At 64.9% G+C, this 22,669-nt stretch carries 17 protein-coding genes; 13 read left to right on the top strand and 4 right to left on the bottom strand.

The window, feature by feature from the left end; all coding sequences use genetic code 11:
- Nucleotides 1-40: 40 nt before the first annotated feature.
- The 4 genes from moaE to UB43_RS11455 all read right to left on the bottom strand — a co-directional run bounded on the left by moaE (nt 41) and on the right by UB43_RS11455 (nt 2,908).
- The gene (gene moaE / locus UB43_RS11435; protein ID WP_045210717.1) at nt 41-493 is read right to left on the bottom strand and encodes a molybdopterin synthase catalytic subunit MoaE; all 453 of its coding nucleotides are present in this window, start codon (nt 491-493) and stop codon (nt 41-43) included.
- Between the two features lie 4 nt (nt 494-497).
- Complete coding sequence (locus tag UB43_RS11440; RefSeq protein WP_045210719.1) at nt 498-746, bottom strand: MoaD/ThiS family protein; 249 nt, start codon at nt 744-746, stop codon at nt 498-500.
- Nucleotides 743-1,234 (bottom strand): cyclic pyranopterin monophosphate synthase MoaC, encoded by a 492-nt coding sequence (moaC, locus tag UB43_RS11445; protein WP_045210722.1) that lies wholly within the window; start codon nt 1,232-1,234, stop codon nt 743-745. Before moaC ends, UB43_RS11440 begins: the two co-directional genes overlap by 4 nt.
- A gap of 282 nt (nt 1,235-1,516) precedes the next feature.
- Entirely contained in the window at nt 1,517-2,908 is a 1,392-nt protein-coding gene (locus UB43_RS11455) for a PhoH family protein (RefSeq protein WP_017519020.1), read from the bottom strand.
- Between the two features lie 483 nt (nt 2,909-3,391).
- Between UB43_RS11455 and yaaA the strand changes: the two genes are divergently transcribed.
- The 13 genes from yaaA to UB43_RS11520 all read left to right on the top strand — a co-directional run bounded on the left by yaaA (nt 3,392) and on the right by UB43_RS11520 (nt 22,415).
- Nucleotides 3,392-4,171 carry a peroxide stress protein YaaA gene (gene yaaA, locus UB43_RS11460; RefSeq protein WP_045210732.1) on the top strand — a complete coding sequence of 260 codons (780 nt, stop codon included), beginning with the start codon at nt 3,392-3,394 and terminating at the stop codon, nt 4,169-4,171.
- Nucleotides 4,172-5,287: 1,116 nt separating this feature from the next.
- Complete coding sequence (gene algD, locus UB43_RS11465) at nt 5,288-6,598, top strand: GDP-mannose 6-dehydrogenase (RefSeq protein ID WP_045210734.1); 1,311 nt, start codon at nt 5,288-5,290, stop codon at nt 6,596-6,598.
- A 140-nt stretch (nt 6,599-6,738) separates the two neighbouring features.
- The gene (gene alg8, locus UB43_RS11470; protein ID WP_045210736.1) at nt 6,739-8,220 is read left to right on the top strand and encodes a mannuronan synthase; all 1,482 of its coding nucleotides are present in this window, start codon (nt 6,739-6,741) and stop codon (nt 8,218-8,220) included.
- A 49-nt stretch (nt 8,221-8,269) separates the two neighbouring features.
- Complete coding sequence (locus tag UB43_RS11475) at nt 8,270-9,454, top strand: alginate biosynthesis protein Alg44 (RefSeq protein WP_045210738.1); 1,185 nt, start codon at nt 8,270-8,272, stop codon at nt 9,452-9,454.
- Between the two features lie 13 nt (nt 9,455-9,467).
- A complete protein-coding gene (gene algK, locus UB43_RS11480; RefSeq protein WP_045210741.1) occupies nt 9,468-10,865 on the top strand; it encodes an alginate biosynthesis TPR repeat lipoprotein AlgK in 1,398 nt (465 codons plus the stop codon).
- Nucleotides 10,866-10,966: 101 nt separating this feature from the next.
- A complete protein-coding gene (locus UB43_RS11485; RefSeq protein ID WP_045211313.1) occupies nt 10,967-12,400 on the top strand; it encodes an alginate export family protein in 1,434 nt (477 codons plus the stop codon).
- Between the two features lie 104 nt (nt 12,401-12,504).
- Entirely contained in the window at nt 12,505-14,154 is a 1,650-nt protein-coding gene (algG, locus tag UB43_RS11490; protein WP_045210743.1) for a mannuronan 5-epimerase AlgG, read from the top strand.
- 11 nt (nt 14,155-14,165) lie between these two features.
- On the top strand, nt 14,166-15,578 hold the full coding sequence (locus UB43_RS11495; protein WP_045210746.1) for an alginate O-acetyltransferase: 1,413 nt from the start codon (nt 14,166-14,168) through the stop codon (nt 15,576-15,578).
- A 36-nt stretch (nt 15,579-15,614) separates the two neighbouring features.
- Nucleotides 15,615-16,730 (top strand): mannuronate-specific alginate lyase, encoded by a 1,116-nt coding sequence (locus tag UB43_RS11500; RefSeq protein ID WP_045211315.1) that lies wholly within the window; start codon nt 15,615-15,617, stop codon nt 16,728-16,730.
- Between the two features lie 389 nt (nt 16,731-17,119).
- Nucleotides 17,120-18,682, top strand: a complete 1,563-nt coding sequence (locus tag UB43_RS11505; RefSeq protein ID WP_045210748.1) for an MBOAT family protein — start codon at nt 17,120-17,122, stop codon at nt 18,680-18,682.
- Nucleotides 18,683-18,695: 13 nt separating this feature from the next.
- Nucleotides 18,696-19,889 (top strand): alginate O-acetyltransferase, encoded by a 1,194-nt coding sequence (locus UB43_RS11510; RefSeq protein ID WP_045210750.1) that lies wholly within the window; start codon nt 18,696-18,698, stop codon nt 19,887-19,889.
- 95 nt (nt 19,890-19,984) lie between these two features.
- Nucleotides 19,985-20,635, top strand: coding sequence for an alginate O-acetyltransferase AlgF (locus UB43_RS11515; RefSeq protein ID WP_045211319.1), 651 nt, complete (start codon nt 19,985-19,987; stop codon nt 20,633-20,635).
- A gap of 337 nt (nt 20,636-20,972) precedes the next feature.
- Nucleotides 20,973-22,415: a mannose-1-phosphate guanylyltransferase/mannose-6-phosphate isomerase gene (locus tag UB43_RS11520; protein WP_045210753.1), complete on the top strand. Its 1,443-nt coding sequence runs from the start codon at nt 20,973-20,975 to the stop codon at nt 22,413-22,415.
- Nucleotides 22,416-22,669: the final 254 nt, after the last annotated feature.

Here is a 22,669-nt window from a genome sequence, read left to right on the forward strand (position 1 = left end):
CATGGCCCGCTCCTACAGGGAAGCCCTGCAGCCAGCCGGCTCAGCTCTTCCAGCGGTCGGCGGCTTCCTGGTCGCTGCAACGGCCTTCGACCCAGCGCGGGCCGTCGGTGGTGTCTTCCTTCTTCCAGAACGGCGCGCGGGTCTTCAGGTAGTCCATGACGAAGTTGCAGGCATCGAACGCCGCCTGGCGGTGTGCACTGGCGGCGCCGACGAAGACGATGGGCTCGCCCGGCTCCAGGCGGCCGATGCGGTGCAGGATCTCCAGGCGCAGCAGCGGCCAGCGCTCATTGGCCTCGACCTCGATCTTCGCCAGCGCCTTCTCGGTCATGCCGGCGTAGTGTTCGAGGAACATGCCGCCCACTTCGCGGCCGTCGTTGAAATCACGCACGTAGCCGACGAAGCCGACCACCGCGCCGACGCCGACGTTGGCGGCGTGCATCGCGTTGAGTTCGGCGCCCGGATCGAACGCCGCCGGCTGGACGCGGATCGCCATGGATTCAGCCTCCGGTCACGGTGGGGAAGAACGCCACCTCGTCGCCATCGGCGAGGGGCTCGTCCAGCGAGCACAGTTCCTGGTTGCGTGCGCACATCAGGTTCTGCTCGCCGAGCACGTCCCAGGCGCCGCCGCGCTCCAGCAGCAGGCGCCGCAGGTCATCGAGGCTGGCCAGGGACTGGCTCCAGTTCAGTTGCTCGCCATCCAGCCCGAGGGCTTCACGGTAGCGGGCGAAGTACTGCACGCGGATCATGGGGCGTCTCCTGCCACGCGTTCCGTAGCAACGTAATGACCGCTCTTGCCGCCGAGCTTCTCCAGCACGCGCACGCTTTCGATGGTCATGCCGCGGTCCACGGCCTTGCACATGTCGTAGATGGTCAGCGCGGCGACGCTGGCGGCGGTCAGCGCTTCCATCTCCACACCGGTCTGCCCGGCCAGTTTGCAACGGGCAACGATGTGCACGGTGTCGTCACCCTCGGCGGCCAGTTCGACCTTCACGCTGGTGAGCAGCAACGGGTGGCACAGCGGGATCAGTTCATGGGTCTTCTTGGCTGCCTGGATGCCGGCGATGCGTGCCACGGCGAACACGTCGCCCTTGGGATGGCCGCCGCCCTGGATCAGCTGCAGGGTGGACGGGAGCATGCGCACCCGGGCTTCGGCCACGGCCTCACGGGACGTCACCGCTTTTTCGGTGACATCGACCATGTTGGCGCGGCCCTGGGAATCGAGATGGGTCAGCACGGGTGGGCACTCTCCGGAGAATCAGGGGAACAGTTTAACCCCGACGCGCGCGGCCGGCAGACCGGCGAGCGGCGCGTTGGGGGGAGGATTGTATACAAGAAGAGGTATGCGCGGGCCAGCTCCGGCGTGGCCGGGGTTCGCGAGCAAGAACTGGGCGTCCCCTCGTTCCTGCAGGTCCGGCGCGACATGCTCTTGTAGGAGCGAGCTTGCTCGCGAACAGCCTGGAAGCAGGAATAAAGAGGCCCGCCAGATGGCGGGCCCTGCCGAGTGAGTGGAAGTGGCTTACATGTGCGCTTCGGCGAACTCTGCCAGCACCGAGCGCGGCACCCCTTGCAGGGTCACGTGCACGCCGTGGGGGAAGTCCTTGAAGCGCTCGGTCAGGTAGGTCAGGCCGGAGCTGGTGGCCGACAGGTAGGGGGTATCGATCTGCGCCAGGTTGCCCAGGCAGACCACCTTCGAACCGTTGCCCGCGCGGGTGATGATGGTCTTCATCTGGTGCGGAGTGAGGTTCTGGCACTCGTCGATCAGGATCAGGCTCTGCTGGAAGCTGCGGCCGCGGATGTAGTTCAGCGATTTGAACTGCAGCGGCACCTTGCTGAGGATGTAGTCGACGCTGCCGTGGGTGCACTCATCATCCGAATGCAGCGCTTCGAGGTTGTCGGTGATCGCGCCGAGCCAGGGCTCCATCTTTTCCGCCTCGGTGCCGGGCAGGAAGCCGATGTCCTCGTCCAGGCCCTGCACGCTGCGGGTCGCGATGATGCGCTTGTAGCGCTTGGTGACCATGGTCTGCTCGATGGCGGCCGCCAGGGCGAGGATGGTCTTGCCCGAGCCGGCGGCGCCGGACAGGTTGACCAGGTGGATGTCCGGGTCCAGCAGCGCGTACAACGCCAGCGACTGGTACACGTCGCGCGGACGCAGGCCCCAGGCTTCCTGGTGCAGCAGCGGCTCCTGGTGCAGGTCGAGAATGGTCAGCTCGTCCTGGTCGATGCCCTTGATCCAGCCGACGAAGCCCTGCTCATCGACGATGAACTCGTTGATGTGCACCGCCGGCAGGTTGTCGGTGAGTTGCACGCGGTGCCAGGTGCGGCCGCGGTCCTGGCGGGTCTCCACCTTGCTGACGCGGTCCCAGAACGATCCGCTCAGCGAGTGGTAGCCGCGCGACAGCAGGTTGATGTCATCGACCAGCTGGTCGGTGTGGTAGTCCTCGGCGAATACCCCGCAGGCACGCGCCTTCAGGCGCATGTTGATGTCCTTGGTGACCAGCACCACGCGCTTGCTGCTATGGCGACTCTTCAGCTCCACTAGCTGGTTGATGATCTTGTTGTCGTTGAGGTGCTCGGGCAGCCACGTGATCGGCTCGGCGCGCTTGCTCATGAGGATCGACAGGCTGCCGCAGGGGCCACTCTTGCCGCGCTGGATGGGCACGCCATCCTCGACCTGCTCGGGCGAGGCTTCGCCCAGTACCGAGTCGATCAGACGGATCGCCTGGCGACATTCCGCGGCCACGGTGTGTTTGCCGGTCTTGAGCTTGTCCAGTTCCTCCAGCACCGTCATCGGGATCGCGACGTGGTGCTCCTGGAAGTTCAGCAAGGCGTTGGGATCGTGGATCAGGACGTTGGTGTCGAGGACGTACAGGGTGGGCTGGGTGGGGCGGGAGCGTCCGTGGTCATCCATACGCGGGTCACCTCTTGTGGGGGCGTTCGACGGAATGCCGCTACAGCGCTCCGCCGTGCTGCGAACCACCTGCTCTCGAAGCCTGGGATCAGGGCAGGAATCGAGAGAACTGCATGAAGAGGACGGGCCGGGCCGGGGCCGCCACCTGTCTGCAGGGTTCGGCGGTCTACGTCTCAACAAATACAGGAAAAAACATGACGATAAAAAGTCTTTTTCCTTCCTAAGAAGGTTTTTTTCGTCGTACGACGAAATACCTTGGCGAGGGCCAAGGACAGCGCTAGCTTTAGGGGTCCCACCTCCTGTGTTTCCCTGTCTTTCCCTCGACGGATCAGTCCCTTAGTCCATCGTCCCGGCAGCGCGCGCCGCGCCAGGCCCGGTCCTTGCGCCCTGCGCCTTCCTCTATGGAGGAGCTAATCGTCCCCATAGGTGGAGACAACGCCCGCGACTCCTTACAATCGCCGCTCGCTTGTAGGAGACCGCACGATGCTGATGGTGATTTCCCCCGCCAAGACCCTGGACTACGACACCGCGCCGGTGACGCAGCGCTTCACCCTGCCCGAGCACCTGGACGATGCGCAGGAGCTGATCGGCATCCTGCGGGAACTGGCCCCGGCGCAGATCGCCGAACTGATGCACCTGTCGGACAAGCTCGCCGGCCTGAATGCCGCGCGCTTCGGCAGCTGGCACCCGGACTTCACCCCCGCCAACGCCAAGCAGGCGCTGCTGGCCTTCAAGGGCGACGTCTACACCGGCATGCAGGCCGAGGACTTCAGCGAAGACGACTTCGATTTCGCCCAGCGCCACCTGCGCATGCTCTCCGGCCTCTACGGCGTACTGCGCCCGCTGGACCTGATGCAGCCGTACCGCCTGGAGATGGGCACCAAGCTGGCCAACACCCGCGGCAAGGACCTCTATGCCTTCTGGGGCGAGCGCATCAGCGCCTGGCTGAACGAGTCCCTGGCCGAGCAGGGCGACGACGTGCTGCTGAACCTGGCCTCCAACGAGTACTTCGGCGCGGTGAAGCGCAAGGCCCTGAACGCACGGGTGATCGACACCGAGTTCAAGGACCTGAAGAACGGCCAGTACAAGATCATCAGCTTCTACGCCAAGAAGGCCCGCGGGATGATGGCGCGCTACGTGATCAAGGAGCGCCTGAGCAACCCCGAGGGCCTGAAGGACTTCAACTACGCGGGCTACGCTTACAGCGCCGAGCACTCCAAGGCCGACCAGCTGGTGTTCCTGCGCGACCACGCTGAAGACTGATCTGCCCCACCTGCTGCACCGAACGGGAGCCCTGAAACCGCATCAGGGCTCCCGTTTTCGTTTCCGCCCCCTGTCGCACCAGAACAGCCCGAACGACAGCGCCCACCGGTAGGAGCGCCCCATGGGCGCGANNGCGGGCATGGCCCGCTCCTACCAGGGAGTTGCAGGCTTTCGCTCTCATTTCCCGCCCGAAATGCCCCCTGATACCAAGTGGCCTGTAAGCCATTGACCATGAAACCACCCGGTCACGAAGGCTCGACCTGTACGTTTCCTGCTCAAAACACCCCCTAATGCCCACACGGCGAAAATGGTCAAAATGACCGTTCGTCTGCTTCAGGATTAATCGTGAGAAATTTTTTCGACCGTCCGGACCGGTCGGAAGGATGGAAATCGTCCTGATTCGCCCCCTCCCTTGTAATCCATTGGCCATTAACAGCCTTTGGCCATGACATGCATTTCACGATTGCACTTTGCAAGAGAGAAAGCTGAACGGCAGCTGAACGAATGTCTTGACGACGATACACGGTCGTTTTTAACGAAAAATTCAATGGAACTTTTCCCGACCATGCACTTTGCACTGGAAAGACCAGGTCGCGAATGGCCATTAATCCAGCATCAAGTGATATCAATTGGATATTTCAAATCATTTCAGAGGCGAGATGAGCGGAAGGAACTAACCGCATTTGAGATAAATCCTATTTGCGCAACGACCATCGATGGCGACCTGAAAGTGCCTCGGTGTGAAATTGGAGATTAGGTTCCAAGGTTATTTCGATTAGCAATCAGCGATTGAACTAAACACCTAACTCAATGAAATAAATGAACTTTCCAGATGACGAGGCAATCATCTAACCAGACTTGAGCACGCCAGGACGGAGAACGCACCAACTTTGCCATCCGCCTGAAACATAACAGGGCAACTATTCAAAGTTTGCCCCAAGACTGTGCTCGAAAGTTTAGCACTCGATTCCCATGCCTGCCTGAAAGGAAGTACGGAAGAACTCGAAAGAGCATCTTCCGAGGGTTCACTCAACCTGAATAAAGCGCCCTTCGGGGCACCCTTTAAAACGCCCACGGGGCAACTTAAACAGTTCGACCATTGAAGAGGTGAATGCGATGCGTATCAGCATCTTTGGTCTTGGGTATGTTGGCGCAGTATGTGCCGGCTGCCTGTCCGCACGAGGCCATGAAGTCGTTGGGGTGGATGTGTCCACCACCAAGATCGATCTGATCAACAACGGGAAATCGCCCATCGTCGAGCCGGGCCTGGAGCCTCTGCTGCAGCAGGGCATCCGCACCGGTCGCCTGTCGGGCACCACCGACTTCAAGAAGGCCGTTCTGGACACCGACGTGTCGTTCATCTGCGTCGGCACCCCGAGCAAGAAGAACGGCGACCTCGACCTGGGCTACATCGAGTCCGTGTGCCGCGAGATCGGCTACGCCATCCGCGAGAAGAAAGAGCGCCACACCGTGGTCGTGCGCAGCACCGTGCTGCCGGGCACCGTGAACAACGTGGTGATCCCGATCATCGAGGACTGCTCGGGCAAGAAGGCCGGCGCCGACTTCGGCGTGGGCACCAACCCGGAGTTCCTGCGCGAATCCACCGCGATCAAGGACTACGACTTCCCGCCCATGACCGTCATCGGTGAACTGGACGCCCAGACCGGCGACCTGCTGGAAGAGATCTACCGCGAGCTGGACGCGCCGATCATCCGCAAGACCATCGAGGTCGCGGAGATGATCAAGTACACCTGCAACGTCTGGCACGCCGCCAAGGTCACCTTCGCCAACGAGATCGGCAACATCGCCAAGGCCGTCGGCGTCGACGGCCGCGAGGTGATGGACGTGATCTGCCAGGACCGCAAGCTGAACCTGTCGCGCTACTACATGAAGCCCGGCTTCGCCTTCGGCGGCTCCTGCCTGCCCAAGGACGTACGCGCCCTCACCTACCGCGCCAGCCAGCTGGACATCGAACACCCGATGCTCGGCTCGATCATGCGCAGCAACCAGCACCAGGTGCAAAAGGCCTTCGACATCATCGCCGCCCACGGCAGCCGCAAGGTCGGCCTGCTCGGCCTGTCGTTCAAGTCCGGCACCGACGACCTGCGCGAGAGCCCGCTGGTGGAGCTGGCCGAGATGCTCATCGGCAAAGGCTACGAGCTGCAGATCTTCGACCGCAACGTCGAGTACGCCCGCGTCCATGGCGCGAACAAGGAGTACATCGAATCGAAGATCCCGCACGTCTCCTCGCTGCTGGTCTCGGACCTGGACGCGGTCGTGAAGTCCTCCGACGTGCTGGTGCTGGGCAACGGCGACGAGCTGTTCGTCGACGTGGTGAAGCAGGCCCCGCAAGGCAAGAAGGTCGTCGACCTGATCGGCTTCATGCCCAGCGTCAGCGACGAGCGCGCCGAAGGCATCTGCTGGTAAGCGCCGTGAGCTCTTCGTAGGAGCGAGCTTGCTCGCGAACGCTCTGCGCCGCACACCGTGCCAGGCGGGTTCGCGAGCAAGCTCGCTCCTACAAGAGCGCCACTCTCCACGCCCATAACGCGACAGATGGACGCCCGACGATGGAAACCTACAAACGAGTGATCGGTGAAGCCACGGGCTGGCTGGTCTTCCTCAGCCTGCTGATGCTGCTGGCGCTGCTGGTGCCGCCGACCGTATTCGACGCCGAGTCCAAAGACTTCCTGCTGCTGATCGGCGCGGTCGGTATCTGGCGCTATTCCATGGGTGGCCTGCACTTCCTGCGCGGCATGCTGTTCCTCTACGTGGTCTACCCGCACTACCGCCGCAAGATGCGCAAGCTCGGCGAGGCGGCCGACCCGTCCCACGTGTACCTGATGGTCACCAGCTTCCGCATCGACGCGCTGACCACCTCGATGGTCTATCGCTCGGTCATCGAAGAAGCCATTGCCTGCGGCTACCCCACCACCGTGGTGTGCTCCATCGTCGAGATGTCCGACGAGGTGCTGATCAAGCAGCAGTGGCAGAAGCTCAACCCGCCGGAGCACGTTGACCTCGACTTCGTGCGCATCCCCGGCACCGGCAAGCGCGACGGCCTGGCCCACGGCTTCCGCGCCATTTCCCGCCACCTGCCGGACGAAGACGCGGTGGTCGCGGTGATCGACGGCGACACCGTGCTCGAACCGGGCGTGGTGAGGAAGACCGTGCCCTGGTTCAAGCTCTTCCCCAACGTCGGCGGCCTGACCACCAACGAATTCTGCGAAGTGCAGGGCAGCTATGTGATGAGCGAGTGGCACAAGCTGCGCTTCGCCCAGCGCCACATCAACATGTGCTCCATGGCCCTGTCCAAGCGCGTGCTGACCATGACCGGGCGCATGTCGGTGTTCCGCGCCGCCGTGGTTACCGACCCGGACTTCATCACCGACGTCGAAAGCGACCACCTGGACCACTGGCGCCTGGGCCGCTTCCAGTTTCTCACCGGTGACGACAAGTCCAGCTGGTACAGCCTGATGCGCCTGGGCTACGACACCTTCTACGTGCCGGATGCAGCGATCAACACGGTCGAGCACCCGCCGGAGAAGAGCTTCATCAAGGCCAGCCGCAAGCTGATGTTCCGCTGGTACGGCAACAACCTGCGGCAGAACTCCCGCGCCCTGGCCCTGGGCCCGCAGCGCCTGGGCTGGTTCACCAGCGTGGTGCTGTTCGACCAGCGCCTGTCGATGTGGACCTGCCTGCTGGGCCTGGTCGCCGCGATCATCGCCAGCATCAAGTACAGCATCGCCTTCCTGCTCATCTACCTGCTGTGGATCGGCATCACCCGCTTCGTGCTGACCCTGCTGCTGTCGCTGTCGGGCCACCACATCGGGCCGGCCTATCCCGCGATCCTCTATTACAACCAGATCGTCGGTGCCCTGGTGAAGATCTACGTGTTCTTCCGCCTCGACCAGCAGTCGTGGACCCGCCAGAACACCAAGCTCGACCGCGGCCTGGCCAGCTTCCAGCGCTGGTTCAACACCTGGTCCTCGCGAGCCATGACCTTTTCCGCAGCCAGCGTTTTCGTCGCCGTTTTGCTGACCATCGTCTGAAGACTCTTTCTGGCAGAGCCTCTCCCATTAACGAACAGGACTCGACCTCATGAATACCGCCGTCAACGTCAATGTCGTGCATGAATCCGAAGCCCAGCGTCAGCACGCCCGGGTCAAGCTGCCCGCCCGTATCCGCTACATCGGATCCCACCGCGAGGGCGTCGACGCCCGCCTGCTGGACCTGTCCGCCGGCGGCTTCGCGTTCACTTCCCCGGCCAGCAATGGCAACAGCACCCCGGTGCAGGTCGGCGACCTGCACAAGGGCAAGCTGCTGTTCCAGATCGACAGCATCAGCTTCTCCCTCGAAGTGGAATTCCAGGTGCGCTCCTATGACCGCGAAACCAGCCGCGTCGGTTGCGAATTCCAGCACCTGAAGCCGCGCGAGATCGCCGCCCTGCGCTACCTGATCACCTCCTACCTGGCCGGTGAAGTGGTGAGCGTGGGCGACATGCTCAACACCCTGCAGCGCGAGAATTTCACCAAGGCCCGCAAGCACGGCGCAGGCTCGGGCGGCATGGGCTTCTTCGGCCGCTTCCGCGCGGTCACCGTGAGCACCGCGATCTTCGTGGTCGGCGTCGGTGCGTTCGCGGTGATCCTCAACCAGATCTACAACCTGTACTTCGTCACCCATGCCGACTCGGGCGTGGTCAGCGTGGCCAACCAGCAGATCACCATGCCCCGCGAAGGCACCGTGGAAAGCCTGGTGGAGCCCGGTGCCGAAGTCGCCAAGGGCGCGCCGATCGCCTCCTTCTCCGCCAACCTGCTGGACCTGCTCAAGGGCAACCTGACCGAAGAGCAGCTCAACCCGAGCAACATCGAGAAGCTCTTCGGCCACCAGATGAAAGGCACCCTGACCAGCCCGTGCGATTGCCGCGTGGTGGAGCAGCGCGTCGCCAACGGCCAGTTCGCCAACAAGGGCGACGTGATCTTCACCCTGACCCCGCGCGACAGCACCGCCACCGTCGAGGCGCGCTTCCCCTACCGCAACGCCGCCGAGCTCTCCCCCGGCACCCACGTGAACTTCCAGGTCGCCGGCGACAGCGAAGTGCGCGGCGGCCGCATCCTGCGCACCGCGCCGGTGGACGGTGACCTGTCCTCGGAAATCCGCGTGCAGATCACCCCCGACCAGCCGCTCGACAGCCAGATGGCTGGCCGCCCGACTGAAGTCAGCATCGGCGGCCTGCCGGGCCGCACCCTGCTGAACAAGGCGATGGCCCTGGCCACCGCCCGCTAAGAGGACCGCCCGCATGAATCGACCTGTCTCACGACTTGCCCCGAACCTAGCCCTGGCACTGGCCATCGCCGCAGCCGCCGGATGCGCCGGCCTGCCCGACCAGCGCCTGGCCCAGGAGGCCCTGGACCGCGGCGATATCGCCACCGCCCAGGCCAACTTCCAGGCCCTGGCCACCATGGGTTACGCCGACGCACAGGTCGGACTGGCCGACATGCAGGCCGCCACCGGCGACCCCGACGAGCAGGCCCGCGCCGAGAAGCTCTACCGCGAAGCCGCCGAAAGCTCGCCGCGTGCCCGCGCCCGCCTGGGCAAGTGGCTGGCGGCCAAGCCCGGCGGCACCGACGCCGAGCACCGCGAAGCCGAGCAGCTGCTGAGCCGCGCCTTCAACGAGGGCGAGGACAGCGCGCTGGTGCCGCTGATCGTCCTCTACCTGCAGTACCCGCAGGCCTGGCCGAACGTGAACCCGCAGCAGCGCATCGACCAGTGGCGCGCCCAGGGTCTGCCGCAGGCGGACCTGGCGCAGATCATCCTGTACCGCACCCAGGGCACCTACGACCAGCACCTCACCGAAGTCGAGCAGGTCTGCCAGCGCTGGCTGAACCGCATGGACGTGTGCTGGATGGAGCTGGCCACCGTGTACCAGAAGCAGGGCAACGCGGATAAGCAGAAGGCCCACATCGAAGCACTCAAGGCAGGCTGGAAGGCCGGCCGCGTGCCGTCCGAGCGAGTCGAATCGGTGGCCGGCGTGCTGGCCGACCCGAACATCGGCACCGCCGACCCGCAGGCCGCGCAGGCGCTGCTCACCGAGATCGCGCCGACCTACCCGGCCGCCTGGGTCAGCCTGGCCAAGCTGCAGTACGACAACCCCGACCTGGGCGATCTCGACCAGATGCTCGACTACCTGAAGAAAGCCCAGGACGCCGCCCAGCCCCGCGCCGAGCTGCTGCTCGGGCGCCTCTACTACGACGGCAAGTGGGCCCCGCAGGAGCCGCAGAAGGCCGAGCAGCACCTGCTCAAGGCCGCCGCCAGCGAACCCCAGGCGCACTACTACCTGGGCCAGATCTACCGCCGCGGCTTCCTTGGCCAGGTCTACCCGCAGAAAGCCGTGGACCATCTGATCATCGCCGCCCGCGCCGGCCAGGCCAGCGCCGACATGGCCCTCGCCCAACTCTATTCGCAGGGTCGCGGCATCCGCCCGAACCTGGTCAACGCCTACGTCTTCGGCGAACTCGCCCAGCGCCAGCAGGTGCCCACCGCCAGCGACCTGATGGCGCAGATCGAACCGCAGATCCAGCCGGCCGACCGCAGTGCGGCCCAGCAGTTGCTCAAGCGTGAAGAACAGGCTCGCGGCGCCAACTGGCAAGCCACCGTCAGCCTTCTGCAGAACAACCAGGAACAAGAAAATCTATGAAGCGCACCGACCCGATGACCACCCCGCTGTTTGCTCTCGTCGATGGAGTTCAGCCGCGCGCTCTGGCTTCCGCTGTCCGCCGCGCCCGTCTGTTCCCCGCCATGCTCGGCGTTGGCCTGAGCCTCGCCGGCACCCTGTTCGGCAGCCTCGCCCACGCGGCGGAAGAGCCACCGAAGAACTTCGGCGTCGACATCAAGGTGACCGCCGAATCCGAGGACGACCGTGACCTGGGCACCGCCCACGGCGGCGACCTCAATGGCATCGGCCTGGATGTGCGCCCCTGGGCCTTCGGCCAATGGGGCGAGTGGAGCGCCTACGTGATGGGCCAGGCGGTTGCCGCCACCGACACCATTCAGACCGACACCCTGCAGAACGACGACGTCAACAACGACAGCAGCGGTCGCAGCGACAACAAGCGCGAGCCCGACGACGCCTACCTCGCCCTGCGCGAATTCTGGGTGGACTACGCCGGCCTCACCCAGTACCCCGGCGAGCACCTGCGCTTCGGTCGCCAGCGCCTGCGCGAAGACAGCGGCATGTGGCAGGACACCAACATCGAGGCCCTCAACTGGACCTTCGACACCACCCTGCTGCGCGCCCACCTTGGCGCCGCCCAGCGCTTCTCCGACTACCGCACCGACATCACTGACCTGGCGCCGGACGACAAGGACCGCACCCACGTCTTCGGCGACATCTCCACGCAGTGGATGCCCCAGCACTGGGTCGGCCTGCGCGTGCACCACGCCGACGACAGCGGCAGCCTGCCGGACCCGGGCGAGACCGTCGACTCGCTGGACAAGCGCTCCACCGGCGACCTCACCTGGGTTGGCATCGAGGCCAACGGCGACGGCTACAACTGGCGCTCGCAGATGCCCATCAACTACTGGGCCAGCGCCACCTGGCTCACCGGTAACCGCGACCGCCTGACCACCGTCCCGGTGAACGGCGACCGCGTCGCCGCCGGCAAGCAGAGCGGCGACGTGGATGCCTACGGCGCGGACCTGGGCCTGCGCTGGAACATCGACGAGCAGTGGCGCGTCGGCGGCGCCTACGCCCGTGGCAGCGGCGGCGGCAAGAACGGCGAAGACCAGTTCGAACAGACGGGCCTGGAGAGCAACCGCTCCAACTTCACCGGCACCCGCGCCCGCGCACACCGCTTCGGCGAAGCCTTCCGCGGTGAGCTGTCGAACCTTGAGGCCGCCACGCTGTTCGGCTCCTGGCAGCTGCGCGACGACTATGACGCCAGCGTCATCTACAACAAGTTCCGCCGCGTGGACAGCGATTCGGACATCGGCAACAGCGGCATCACCGCGCCGCTGGTGAATGACTCCAAGGACCTCGGCCAGGAAGTCGACCTGGTCGTCACCAAGTACTTCAAGCAGGGCCTGCTGCCGGCCTCGATGAGCCAGGCGATCGACGAGCCGTCGGCGCTGATCCGCTTCCGTGGCGGTGTGTTCAAGCCCGGCGACGCCTACGGCAGCCATGTCGACTCGACCATGCACCACGCCTTCGTCGATGTGATCTGGCGCTTCTGAGGACTGTAGCGATGAACATCCGTCAGCTACCCGCGCTCGCACTCTGCCGTTCCCGGCGCGTAGCCGGGTGCCTGGCGGATGACCGCGCGCAAGGAGACAAGGCCATGAACCGCCACCCGTTACACGCCCTGCCGCTGACCGCGCTGCTGCTCGGCGGCCTGCTCAGCGCCGGCGCACCGGTCTGGGCGGCGCAGCCCGCGGCCAAGGCCGAGAGCAGTGCCAAGGCCGCCGCGAAAGGCAGCGAAGAGAAAACCGCCGAGGAACATCCCGGCGCCGAGCCCGGCAAGACCCAGACGCTGAAGGAGTCCGGCAACTACACCGTCACCGCCGCCCCCAGCGAGCCGCTGCACCTGGAGCCGCCCAAGCTGCCCGACCTCACCGGCTACACCGCCGAAGCGGTGGAGAAGAAGATCGAGCGCAACAAACGCGGCCAGGCCCACATCGAACGCATGGTCCAGCAGCAGCCGCTGAAGGAATTCACCGGCGGCAAGAACCGCCTTGCCGAGTGGGTGAAGCGCCAGCGCCAGATGCCCCAGGCAATCTTCATCGACGGTGGCTACGTCAACCTCGCGGAGCTGGCCGGCAAGCTGCCGAAGACCGCGCTGGAACAGGTCGAGCCGGGCGTCTACATCGCCCGCCTGCCCATCGTCGTCAGCCAGGGCGCGTCCCTGGAGATCGATGGCAAGGTCAAGGAGCTGCGCCTGTCCCAGGACCGCGGCGCGTTCCTGGTCAACGACGGCAAGCTGTTCGTGCGGGACACCAAGGTCACCGCCTGGAACGAAGCGAAGAACGAGCCGGCCTGGTACAAGACGCCCAACGAATTCCGCCCCTTCCTGATCTCCTGGGGCGGCGCCGAGGCCTACCTGGTGAACAGCCATTTCACCAGCTTCGGCTACAACGCCTCCAAGGCCTACGGCATCTCCATCTCGCAGTACAGCCCGGGCATGGACAAGACCATGAAGCGCCCGCGCCCCAAGGGCTGGGTAATCGGCTCGACCTTCGAGGACGCCTGGTACGGCTTCTACTGCTACGAAGCGGACGATCTGGTGGTGCGCGGCAACACCTACAAGAACAACATCGTCTACGGCATCGACCCGCACGACCGTTCCCACCGTCTGGTCATCGCCGAGAACACCGTCTACGGGACGAAGAAGAAGCACGGCATCATCGTCTCCCGTGAGGTCAACGACAGCTGGATCATCCACAACAAGACCTACGACAACCACCTCTCCGGGATCGTCCTCGACCGTAATTCCGAGCGCAACCTGGTGGCCTACAACGAGGTTTATCGCAACCACTCCGACGGCATCACGCTCTACGAGTCGGGCGACAACCTCATCTACGGCAACCAGGTGCTGGCCAACCTGCGCCACGGCATCCGCATCCGCAACAGCGTGAACATCCGCCTGTACGAGAACCTCGCGGCCGGCAACAAGCTCATCGGCGTCTACGGCCACATCAAGGACCTGACCGACACCGACCGCAACATCGACCTCGACCCGTTCGACACCAAGGTCTCGCTGATCGTGGTCGGCGGCAAGCTGGCCGGCAATGGCTCAGGCCCGCTGTCGGTGGATTCGCCGCTGTCGCTGGAGCTCTACAAGGTGGCCATGCTCGGCCCGACCAAATCCTCCGGCATCTCCTTCAACGGCGTGCTCGGCGAGAAGCAGGACCAGATCCTGGACCTGCTGGTGCGCCAGCAACGCGCGGTGCTGATCGACCCCGTCGAAAGCCAGGCCGAACTGCAAAATTGAGGACCCGACACATGAAACGACTGACCATCAACCTGCTGCGCCTGTCGGGCCTCTCCGCTGCCCTGCTGCTCGCCCACCAGGCCAGCGCCGCCGACGCGCCGAGCTACTCCGCGCAGCCGGCTGCCGGGCTGTGCCCCACCGCTGCCAACAACGCGGCGTACAACACCAAGTACCTGGGCTTCTTCACTCACCTGGTGCCGGCGCAGGAAGACTGGCTGTTCCGCACCACCTACGACCTGCGCACCGACTTCGGCACCAGCGCCGAAGGCTGGCGAGAGCTCAAGCAACTGCGCGACGAACTCAAGCGCAAGGGCATCGACCTGGTGGTCGTCTACCAGCCCACCCGTGGCCTGGTGAACCGCGAGAAGCTCAACCCGCAGGAAAAGGCCAGCTTCAACTTTGAGCTGGCCAAGCAGAACTACCAGGCGACCATCGCCCAGTTCCGCAAGGCCGGCATCTACACCCCGGACTTCTCACCGCTGTTCGACGAGAAGGAAGAGCACCCGTACTACTTCAAGGGCGACCACCACTGGACGCCGTACGGCGCCATGCGCAGCGCGAAGATCGTCGCCGAGACCCTGAAGGAAATCCCCGCCTACAACGACATTCCCAAGAAGGAATTCGAGAGCAAGCGCGTGGGCCTGCTGTCCAAGCTGGGCACCTTCCACAAGGCCGCCGCGCAACTGTGCGGCAGCAGCTACGCGCCGCAGTACGTCGACCGCTTCGAAACCGAGCCGGTGGGCGATTCGGGCGGCGGCGACCTGTTCGGTGAGGGCGGCGATGCCCAGGTTGCGCTGGTGGGTACGTCCAACAGCGGCCCGGCGTACAACTTCGCCGGTTTCCTGGAGCAGTACGGCAAGGTCGACATCCTCAACAACGCGGTCTCCGGCGGCGGCTTCGACAGCTCGCTGCTGGCCTACATGACCAGCAAGGAATTCCACGACAAGCCACCGAAGATCCTCGTCTGGGAATTCGCCACCCACTACGACATGGCGCAGAAGAGCTTCTACCGCCAGGCCATGCCGCTGGTGGACAACGGCTGCGCCGACGGCAAGCCGGCCATCAGCCGCAAGGTCAAGCTGCACGCGGGCAGCAACGAGGTGCTGCTCAACAGCGGCGCCCTGCCGATCCGTTCGGGCAGCTACACCGCCGACGTCACCTACTCCGACCCCGGCGTGCACGAGCTCAAGAACACCATCTGGTACATGAACGGTCGTCGCGAGCAGCTGAAGATCGAGCAGTCCAAGGCCGTGGATACCGGCGGACGCTACGTCTTCGAACTGCGCAACGACGAAGACTGGTCGAACCAGCAGTTCCTCTCCCTGGAAATCGAGGCGCCGGACGACATGCCGGCGGGCCTGGAAGTCGAGGCCAAGCTCTGTCAGACGCCCAAAGCCAAGTCGGCCGACGTGGCCGCCAACTGACGCGAGGGAGTTAATTCCATGCCCAGCCTACGCAAGATCAAGACACCCGTGGTCGCCCGCATCGGCCTGACCATCGCCGTGCTCGGCGCGCTGTTCGGCGGCGAGAGCGCCACCTACGCCGCTGACCTGATGCCACCGCCAGGCTACTTCTCCGCCGTCGGCGACAAGGGCAGCAAGAAGGACGCCGACAGCTGCCCGACCGCGCCGACGCCGTACACCGGCAGCCTGCAGTTCACCAGCAAGTACGAAGGCTCGGATTCGGCGCGCTCGACGCTCAATACCGACGCCGAAAAGCGGTTCCGCAGCCAGATCAAGGACATCACCGACATGGAGCGCGGCGCCACCAAGCTCATCACCCAGTACATGCGCACCGGCAACAAGGGCGACCTGGACTGCGCGATGAGCTGGCTGGATTCCTGGGCGAAGGCCGGGGCCCTGGAGAGCAGCGACTACAACCACACCGGCAAGTCCATGCGCAAATGGGCGCTGGGTAGCCTGTCGTCGTCCTACATGCGCCTGAAGTTCTCCAGCAGCCGGCCGCTGGCCGCCTATGGCGAGCAGTCGAAAGAGATCGAGAACTGGTTCAGCACCCTGGGCAGCCAGGTGGTGCGCGACTGGAGCGATCTGCCGCTGAAGAAGATCAACAACCACTCCTACTGGGCCGCCTGGTCGGTGATGTCCACCGCCGTGGTGACCAACCGCCGCGACCTGTTCGACTGGTCCGTGCAGGAGTTCAAGGTCGCTGCCAACCAGGTGGACAACGACGGCTACCTGCCCAACGAGCTCAAGCGCCGCCAGCGTGCGCTGTCGTACCACAACTACTCGCTGCCGCCGCTGACCATGATCGCCGCCTTCGCCCAGGTGAACGGCGTCGACCTGCGCCAGGAGAACAACGGAGCCCTGCAGCGCCTGGCCAACCGCGTGATGCAAGGCGTGGACGACCAGGACGCGTTCGACGAGAAAACCGGCAACGACCAGGACATGGCGGACCTGAAGGAGAACAGCAAGTTCGCCTGGCTGGAACCCTACTGCGCGCTCTACAGCTGCGCGCCGAAGACCCAGGACTGGAAGAAGAAGATGGAGCCGTTCAACAGCTTCCGCCTGGGGGGTGAGGTGACCAAGGTTTTCAACCGTCAGGGGGCGGGGAGCTGAGGCAGCGCCCGTCTCCCTGACTGACCCGTAGGGCGCATAACCGCTTGCGGTTATGCGCCCAAGAGCATGGCACGAAACCACGGCGGATAACGCTTCGCGTAATTCGCCCGGGGACCGTAGGAGCGAGCTTGCTCGCGAACAGTGTCTCCGAGAGCTCCGGCTCAGGGCGGTTCGCGAGCAAGCTCGCTCCTACAAAGAGCTACCCATCCCGCACTCGCGGAGTACGGCAACACCCCCGACCCACGCGATAAAGACGCGGGCGGGCGCAGCAGATTGAGCACCACATGGGGAGGAATTGGCGGGTTGCCCCGGCCTTTCCTCAAGGCGTCGAACAGACGCCGGAAGGTCCGGAGCGACTCAAGGTTTGAAGCTCCAGAGAGAGACGCGGAATGGTCTTTTCTTCCAACGTGTTCCTGTTCCTGTTCCTGCCGGTCTTCCTCGGCTTGTACTACCTGAGCGGGAACCGCTACCGGAACCTCCTGCTGCTGGTCGCCAGCTACATCTTCTACGCCTGGTGGCGGGTGGACTTCCTCCTGCTGTTCGCCGGCGTCACGCTGTTCAACTACTGGATCGGCCTGCGCATCGGCGCCGCCGGCGTACGCACCAAGGCCGCCCAGCGCTGGCTGCTGCTCGGCGTGGTGGTCGACCTCTGCGTGCTGGGCTATTTCAAGTACGCCAACTTCGGCGTGGAGAGCCTCAACGAGATCATCACCTCGTTCGGCATGCAGCCCTTCGTGCTGACCCACATCCTGCTGCCCATCGGCATCAGCTTCTACACCTTCGAATCGATCAGCTACATCATCGATGTGTACCGCGGCGACACCCCGGCCACCCACAACCTGATCGACTTCGCGGCCTTCGTGGCGATCTTCCCGCACCTGATCGCCGGCCCGGTGCTGCGCTTCAAGGACCTGGTCGACCAGTTCAACCACCGCACCCACACCGTCGACAAGTTCGCCGAAGGCTGCACCCGCTTCATGCAGGGCTTCGTCAAGAAGGTGTTCATCGCCGACACCCTGGCCGCGGTGGCCGACCACTGCTTCGCCCTGCAGGACCCCACCACGGGTGACGCCTGGCTCGGCGCGCTGGCCTATACCGCGCAGCTGTACTTCGACTTCTCCGGCTACAGCGACATGGCCATCGGCCTGGGCCTGATGATGGGCTTCCGCTTCATGGAGAACTTCAACCAGCCCTACATCAGCCAGTCGATCACCGAGTTCTGGCGGCGCTGGCACATCAGCCTGTCCACCTGGCTGCGCGACTACCTGTACATCAGCCTGGGCGGCAACCGCGGCACCACCTTCCAGACCTACCGCAACCTGATCCTCACCATGCTGCTGGGCGGCCTGTGGCACGGCGCCAACGTCACCTACATCATCTGGGGCGCCTGGCACGGCGTGTGGCTGGCCATCGAGCGCGCCCTGGGCGTGAACGCCGCGCCGCGCGTGCTCAATCCGCTGAAGTGGGTCTTCACCTTCCTGCTGGTGATCGTCGGCTGGGTGATCTTCCGCGCCGAGAACCTGCACGTGGCCTGGCGCATGTACGAAGCCATGTTCAGCTTCGGCGACTGGCAGCTCTCCGAGCTCAACCGCGCCAGCCTCACCGGCCTGCAGGTCGGCACCCTGGTGATCGCCTACCTCGTGCTGGCCTTCTTCGGCATCCGCCAGTTCTACCACCAGCCGATGCAGGACAAGGCGCCCAAGGCTGCGGCCAAGACCGAGCAGGTCAACGCCGACGGCCCCGCCAGCGCGCAGCCGCGCACCCCGGCCATGGCCCGGCAGGACCCGGCCGCCATCGCCTATTCGCCCAGCGGCGCCGCCGTCTACCAGCCGCACTGGATGACCCAGCTGCCGGTACTGGCCACCCGATTCGCCCTGCTCCTGCTGTTCGCCGCTTCGGTGCTCAAGCTGTCGGCGCAGAGCTACTCGCCGTTCCTCTACTTCCAGTTCTGAGCGAGGCCGGATCATGCAATCGACCACTCAACCCAAGATCAGCAAGCCCCTGCAGTACGCCTACATCGCCGCCTTCGGCGGCATGCTGCTGGGCCTGGCCGGCTGGTCGCTGAAGTCTTTCCCCAGCTTCTCCGCCGCCGAAGGCACCACCGTGCTCAACGGCAAGCTGGCGCACGCCTTCGAAGGCCACTACGACGACGAATTCCCCATCAAGCGCCTGGGCACCAACCTCTGGGCAGCGCTGGACTACACCGTCTTCGACGAAGGCCGTCCCGGCGTGGTGATCGGCAAGGAAGGCTGGCTGTTCACCGATGAAGAGTTCAAGCCCGCGCCGACCCAACAGCAGCTGGACGACAACTGGGCGCTGGTGCGCGGCGTGCAGCAGGAACTGGAGCGCCGCGGCGTGAAGCTGGTGCTGGCAATCATCCCGGCCAAGACCCGCCTCTACCCCGAGTTCGTCGGCAAGGTGCAGCCCGCCGCCCTGCACGCCTCGCTCTACAACGACTTCCTGCAACGCGCCCGCCAGGCCGGCATGGCCGCGCCTGAGCTGCTGGGCACGCTGGAGAAAGCCAAGGACAACGGCCAGGTGTTCCTGCGTACCGACACCCACTGGACCCCGCTGGGCGCCGAGGCCGTGGCCCAGCGCCTGGGCGAAAGCATCCGCCAGGGCCAGGGCGCCGACCTGCCGACCCAGACCTTCGTCACCGAGGCCGGCAAGAGCGGCGCGCACAAGGGCGACCTGCTGACCTTCCTGCCGCTGGACCCGCTGTTCACCGACCTGTTGCCGCCCGAGGACCAGCTGGAACAGCGCCAGACCCACCCGGCCGACGACGCCGCAGCCGGCTCCGCTGACAACGGCGGTGGCGGCGACCTGTTCGGCGACAGCGCCCAGCCGCAGATCGCCCTGGTCGGCACCAGCTACAGCGCCAACCCGCTCTGGAACTTCGCCGGCGCGCTGAAGCAGGCGCTGTCGGCGGACGTCATCAACTACGCCAAGGAGGGCAAGGGCCCCCTGGAACCGATGCTCGAACTGCTGCAGGACGAAGGTTTCAAGAAAGCCCCGGCCAAGCTGCTGGTCTGGGAATTCCCCGAACGCTACCTGCCGATGCACAGCGACCTCAGCCAGTTCAACCAGGACTGGGTGGCGCAACTGCGTGCGGACGGTAACCGCGACGAACGCCTGGCCTCCAACCAGGCCGCTCACTGACCCGAACACCCACGGCGCACCAAGCGCTGGAACTGGGCACCTCTTGTGCCCCCCAAGAGAGAAAGACGGAGGTACACCCCATGAACCGACTGAGCATGAATCGACTGAGCATTCGCACCCTGAAGTCGTCCGCCCTCGCCCTCGCCCTGGGCGCCGCTTCCTTCGGCGCCTTCGCCGGCGGTGAAGGCGCGCTCTACGGCCCGCAGGCTCCCAAGGGCTCCACCTTCGTGCGGGCCTACAACGCCGGCAGCGGCGAGCTGTCCGTCAGCGTCGGCAACGCCACCCTCAACGATATCTCGCCGCTGGGCTCCAGCGACTTCAAGTTCCTCCCGCCGGGCAACTACACCGCCAAGGTCGGCTCCCAGAGCCTGCCGGTGAAACTCGATCCGGACGCCTACTACACCCTCGTCAGCCAGCCCGGCGGCCAGCCGCGCCTGGTGCCCGAGCCGCCGTTCAAGAACAAGCAGAAAGCCCTGGTCCGCGTGCAGAACCTCAGCGGCAAGGCCCTCACCCTGAAGACCGCCGACGGCAAGACCGAAGTGGTCAGCAACGTCGCCCCGCAAAGCCACGGCGACCGCGAGATCAACCCGGTGAAAGTGAACCTGGCGCTGTTCGACGGCGCGAAGAAGGTCAGCGACCTCAAGCCCGTCACCCTCGAGCGCGGCGAAGTGGTCTGCCTCTACGTCACCGGTGACAGCGGCAAGCTGAACCCGGTGTGGGTCAAGCGTCCGGTCAAGGCGGACTGAGTAGGTCGGCGATGACGTGCCAACGCGTACCACTCGCCCTCTCCCTAACCCTGGCTGCGCGCCCCGCTCCGAAGGGAGAGGGGACTGGATTGGCGCAGGTGGAAACCATGGCATCAGTCGGCACGAACAACGCCCTCTCCCTTCAGGGAGAGGGCTGGGGAGAGGGTGCTACACCCCGCTCCCAAACAACGACGCAAAACAACAAGACCGGCCCCACACCGGCAGCAAGCCCCGTGCGCCGCAACCACGGCATGCACAGGAGAGGTCACCCAAACCGCACGCCGGCCCGCATGACGTGGTCCGGCCAACAGAACGCAAACGCTTTAGGAGAAACCCGATGATCCCAGTAATCCTTTCCGGTGGTAGCGGCTCGCGACTCTGGCCTCTTTCGCGCAAACAGTATCCCAAGCAGTTCCTGGCCCTGACCGGCGAACACACCCTGTTCCAGCAGACCCTGGAGCGCCTGGTGTTCGAAGGCATGGAGCCGCCGCTGGTGGTAGCCAATCAGGAACACCGTTTCATCGTCCAGGAGCAGCTCGAAGCGCTGGACCTCAAGACCCAGTCCATCCTCCTCGAACCCTTCGGCCGCAACACCGCCCCGGCGGTCGCCATCGCCGCCATGAAGCTCATGTCCGAAGGCCGTGACGAACTGCTGCTGATCCTTCCGGCCGACCACGTGATCGAAGACCAGCGCGCCTTCCAGCGTGCGCTGGCGCTGGCCACCAACGCCGCCGAAAAAGGCGAGATGGTGCTCTTCGGCGTACCCGCCGACCGCCCGGAAACCGGCTATGGCTACATCAAGTCCGGTGACGAGCGCGGCCTGCCGGACGGCGTCATCCGCGTCGAGCGCTTCGTCGAGAAGCCCGATGAAGCCCGTGCCCAGCAGTTCGTCGAGGAAGGCGGCTACTTCTGGAACAGCGGCATGTTCCTGTTCCGCGCCAGCCGCTTCCTCGAAGAGCTGAAAAAGCACGACGCCGACATCTACGACACCTGCCTGCTGGCCCTGGAGCGCAGCCAGCACGACGGCGACCTGATCAACATCGACGCCGCCACCTTCGAATGCTGCCCGGACAACTCCATCGACTACGCCGTGATGGAAAAGACCCGCCGCGCCTGCGTGGTGCCCCTGGCCGCCGGCTGGAACGATGTCGGTAGCTGGTCGTCGATCTGGGAAGTCCACGACAAGGACGCCGACGGCAACGTCACCATGGGCGACGTGGTGGTGCATGACAGCCACAACTGCCTGGTTCACGGCAACGGCAAGCTGGTGTCCGTGGTCGGCCTCGAGGACATCGTGGTGGTCGAGACCAAGGACGCCATGATGATCGCCCACAAGGACCGCGTGCAGGACGTCAAGAAGGTGGTCAACCAGCTCGACGCCGCCGGCCGCAGCGAGACCCAGAACCACTGCCAGGTCTACCGTCCGTGGGGCTCCTACGACTCGGTGGACATGGGCGGGCGCTTCCAGGTCAAGCACATCACCGTCAAGCCGGGCGCACGCCTGTCGCTGCAGATGCACCACCACCGTGCCGAGCACTGGATCGTCGTTTCCGGCACCGCCCAGGTGACCTGTGACGACAAGACCTTCCTGCTCACCGAGAACCAGTCCACCTACATCCCGATCGCCTCGGTCCACCGCCTGGCCAACCCGGGCAAGATCCCGCTGGAGATCATCGAAGTGCAATCGGGCAGCTACCTGGGCGAAGACGACATCGAGCGTCTGGAAGACGTCTACGGCCGTACCACCGAGAACGTGGAGCTGCGCGCCGTCGTGCGCTGATTCCACGCGAGGATCCGGCGCTTCCCCCATCAGCGCCAATGCCCCCGCCCCTTCCGGTGCGGGGGCTTTTTTATGCCCGCTTTTCGTAGGAGCGAGCTTGCTCGCGAACCACACTCTGCGACCTTCCCCGGCGAGCGCTTGCGCTCCAAACCATCCTGCGTTCGTGTTCTGCCTTGACGCTGCCGGGGGTAAAGCCCGCTCCCGCGCGCCCCAAACCGACAGAGCCAACCTGTAGGAGCGCCCCATGGGCGCGA

It is taken from the genome of Pseudomonas sp. 21, from assembly GCF_000955805.1.
Classification (GTDB): Bacteria; Pseudomonadota; Gammaproteobacteria; order Pseudomonadales; family Pseudomonadaceae; genus Pseudomonas.

Bases quoted from the DNA above. Each gene is read 5' to 3' on its own strand.
- moaE (WP_045210717.1), bottom strand. From the start codon at position 493: ATGGCGATCCGCGTCCAGCCGGCGGCGTTCGATCCGGGCGCCGAACTC.
- UB43_RS11440 (WP_045210719.1), bottom strand. From the start codon at position 746: ATGATCCGCGTGCAGTACTTCGCCCGCTACCGTGAAGCCCTCGGGCTG.
- UB43_RS11455 (WP_017519020.1), bottom strand. From the start codon at position 2,908: ATGGATGACCACGGACGCTCCCGCCCCACCCAGCCCACCCTGTACGTC.
- yaaA (WP_045210732.1), top strand. From the start codon at position 3,392: ATGCTGATGGTGATTTCCCCCGCCAAGACCCTGGACTACGACACCGCG.
- algD (WP_045210734.1), top strand. From the start codon at position 5,288: ATGCGTATCAGCATCTTTGGTCTTGGGTATGTTGGCGCAGTATGTGCC.
- alg8 (WP_045210736.1), top strand. From the start codon at position 6,739: ATGGAAACCTACAAACGAGTGATCGGTGAAGCCACGGGCTGGCTGGTC.
- UB43_RS11475 (WP_045210738.1), top strand. From the start codon at position 8,270: ATGAATACCGCCGTCAACGTCAATGTCGTGCATGAATCCGAAGCCCAG.
- algK (WP_045210741.1), top strand. From the start codon at position 9,468: ATGAATCGACCTGTCTCACGACTTGCCCCGAACCTAGCCCTGGCACTG.
- UB43_RS11485 (WP_045211313.1), top strand. From the start codon at position 10,967: ATGCTCGGCGTTGGCCTGAGCCTCGCCGGCACCCTGTTCGGCAGCCTC.
- algG (WP_045210743.1), top strand. From the start codon at position 12,505: ATGAACCGCCACCCGTTACACGCCCTGCCGCTGACCGCGCTGCTGCTC.
- UB43_RS11495 (WP_045210746.1), top strand. From the start codon at position 14,166: ATGAAACGACTGACCATCAACCTGCTGCGCCTGTCGGGCCTCTCCGCT.
- UB43_RS11505 (WP_045210748.1), top strand. From the start codon at position 17,120: ATGGTCTTTTCTTCCAACGTGTTCCTGTTCCTGTTCCTGCCGGTCTTC.
- UB43_RS11510 (WP_045210750.1), top strand. From the start codon at position 18,696: ATGCAATCGACCACTCAACCCAAGATCAGCAAGCCCCTGCAGTACGCC.
- UB43_RS11515 (WP_045211319.1), top strand. From the start codon at position 19,985: ATGAATCGACTGAGCATTCGCACCCTGAAGTCGTCCGCCCTCGCCCTC.
- UB43_RS11520 (WP_045210753.1), top strand. From the start codon at position 20,973: ATGATCCCAGTAATCCTTTCCGGTGGTAGCGGCTCGCGACTCTGGCCT.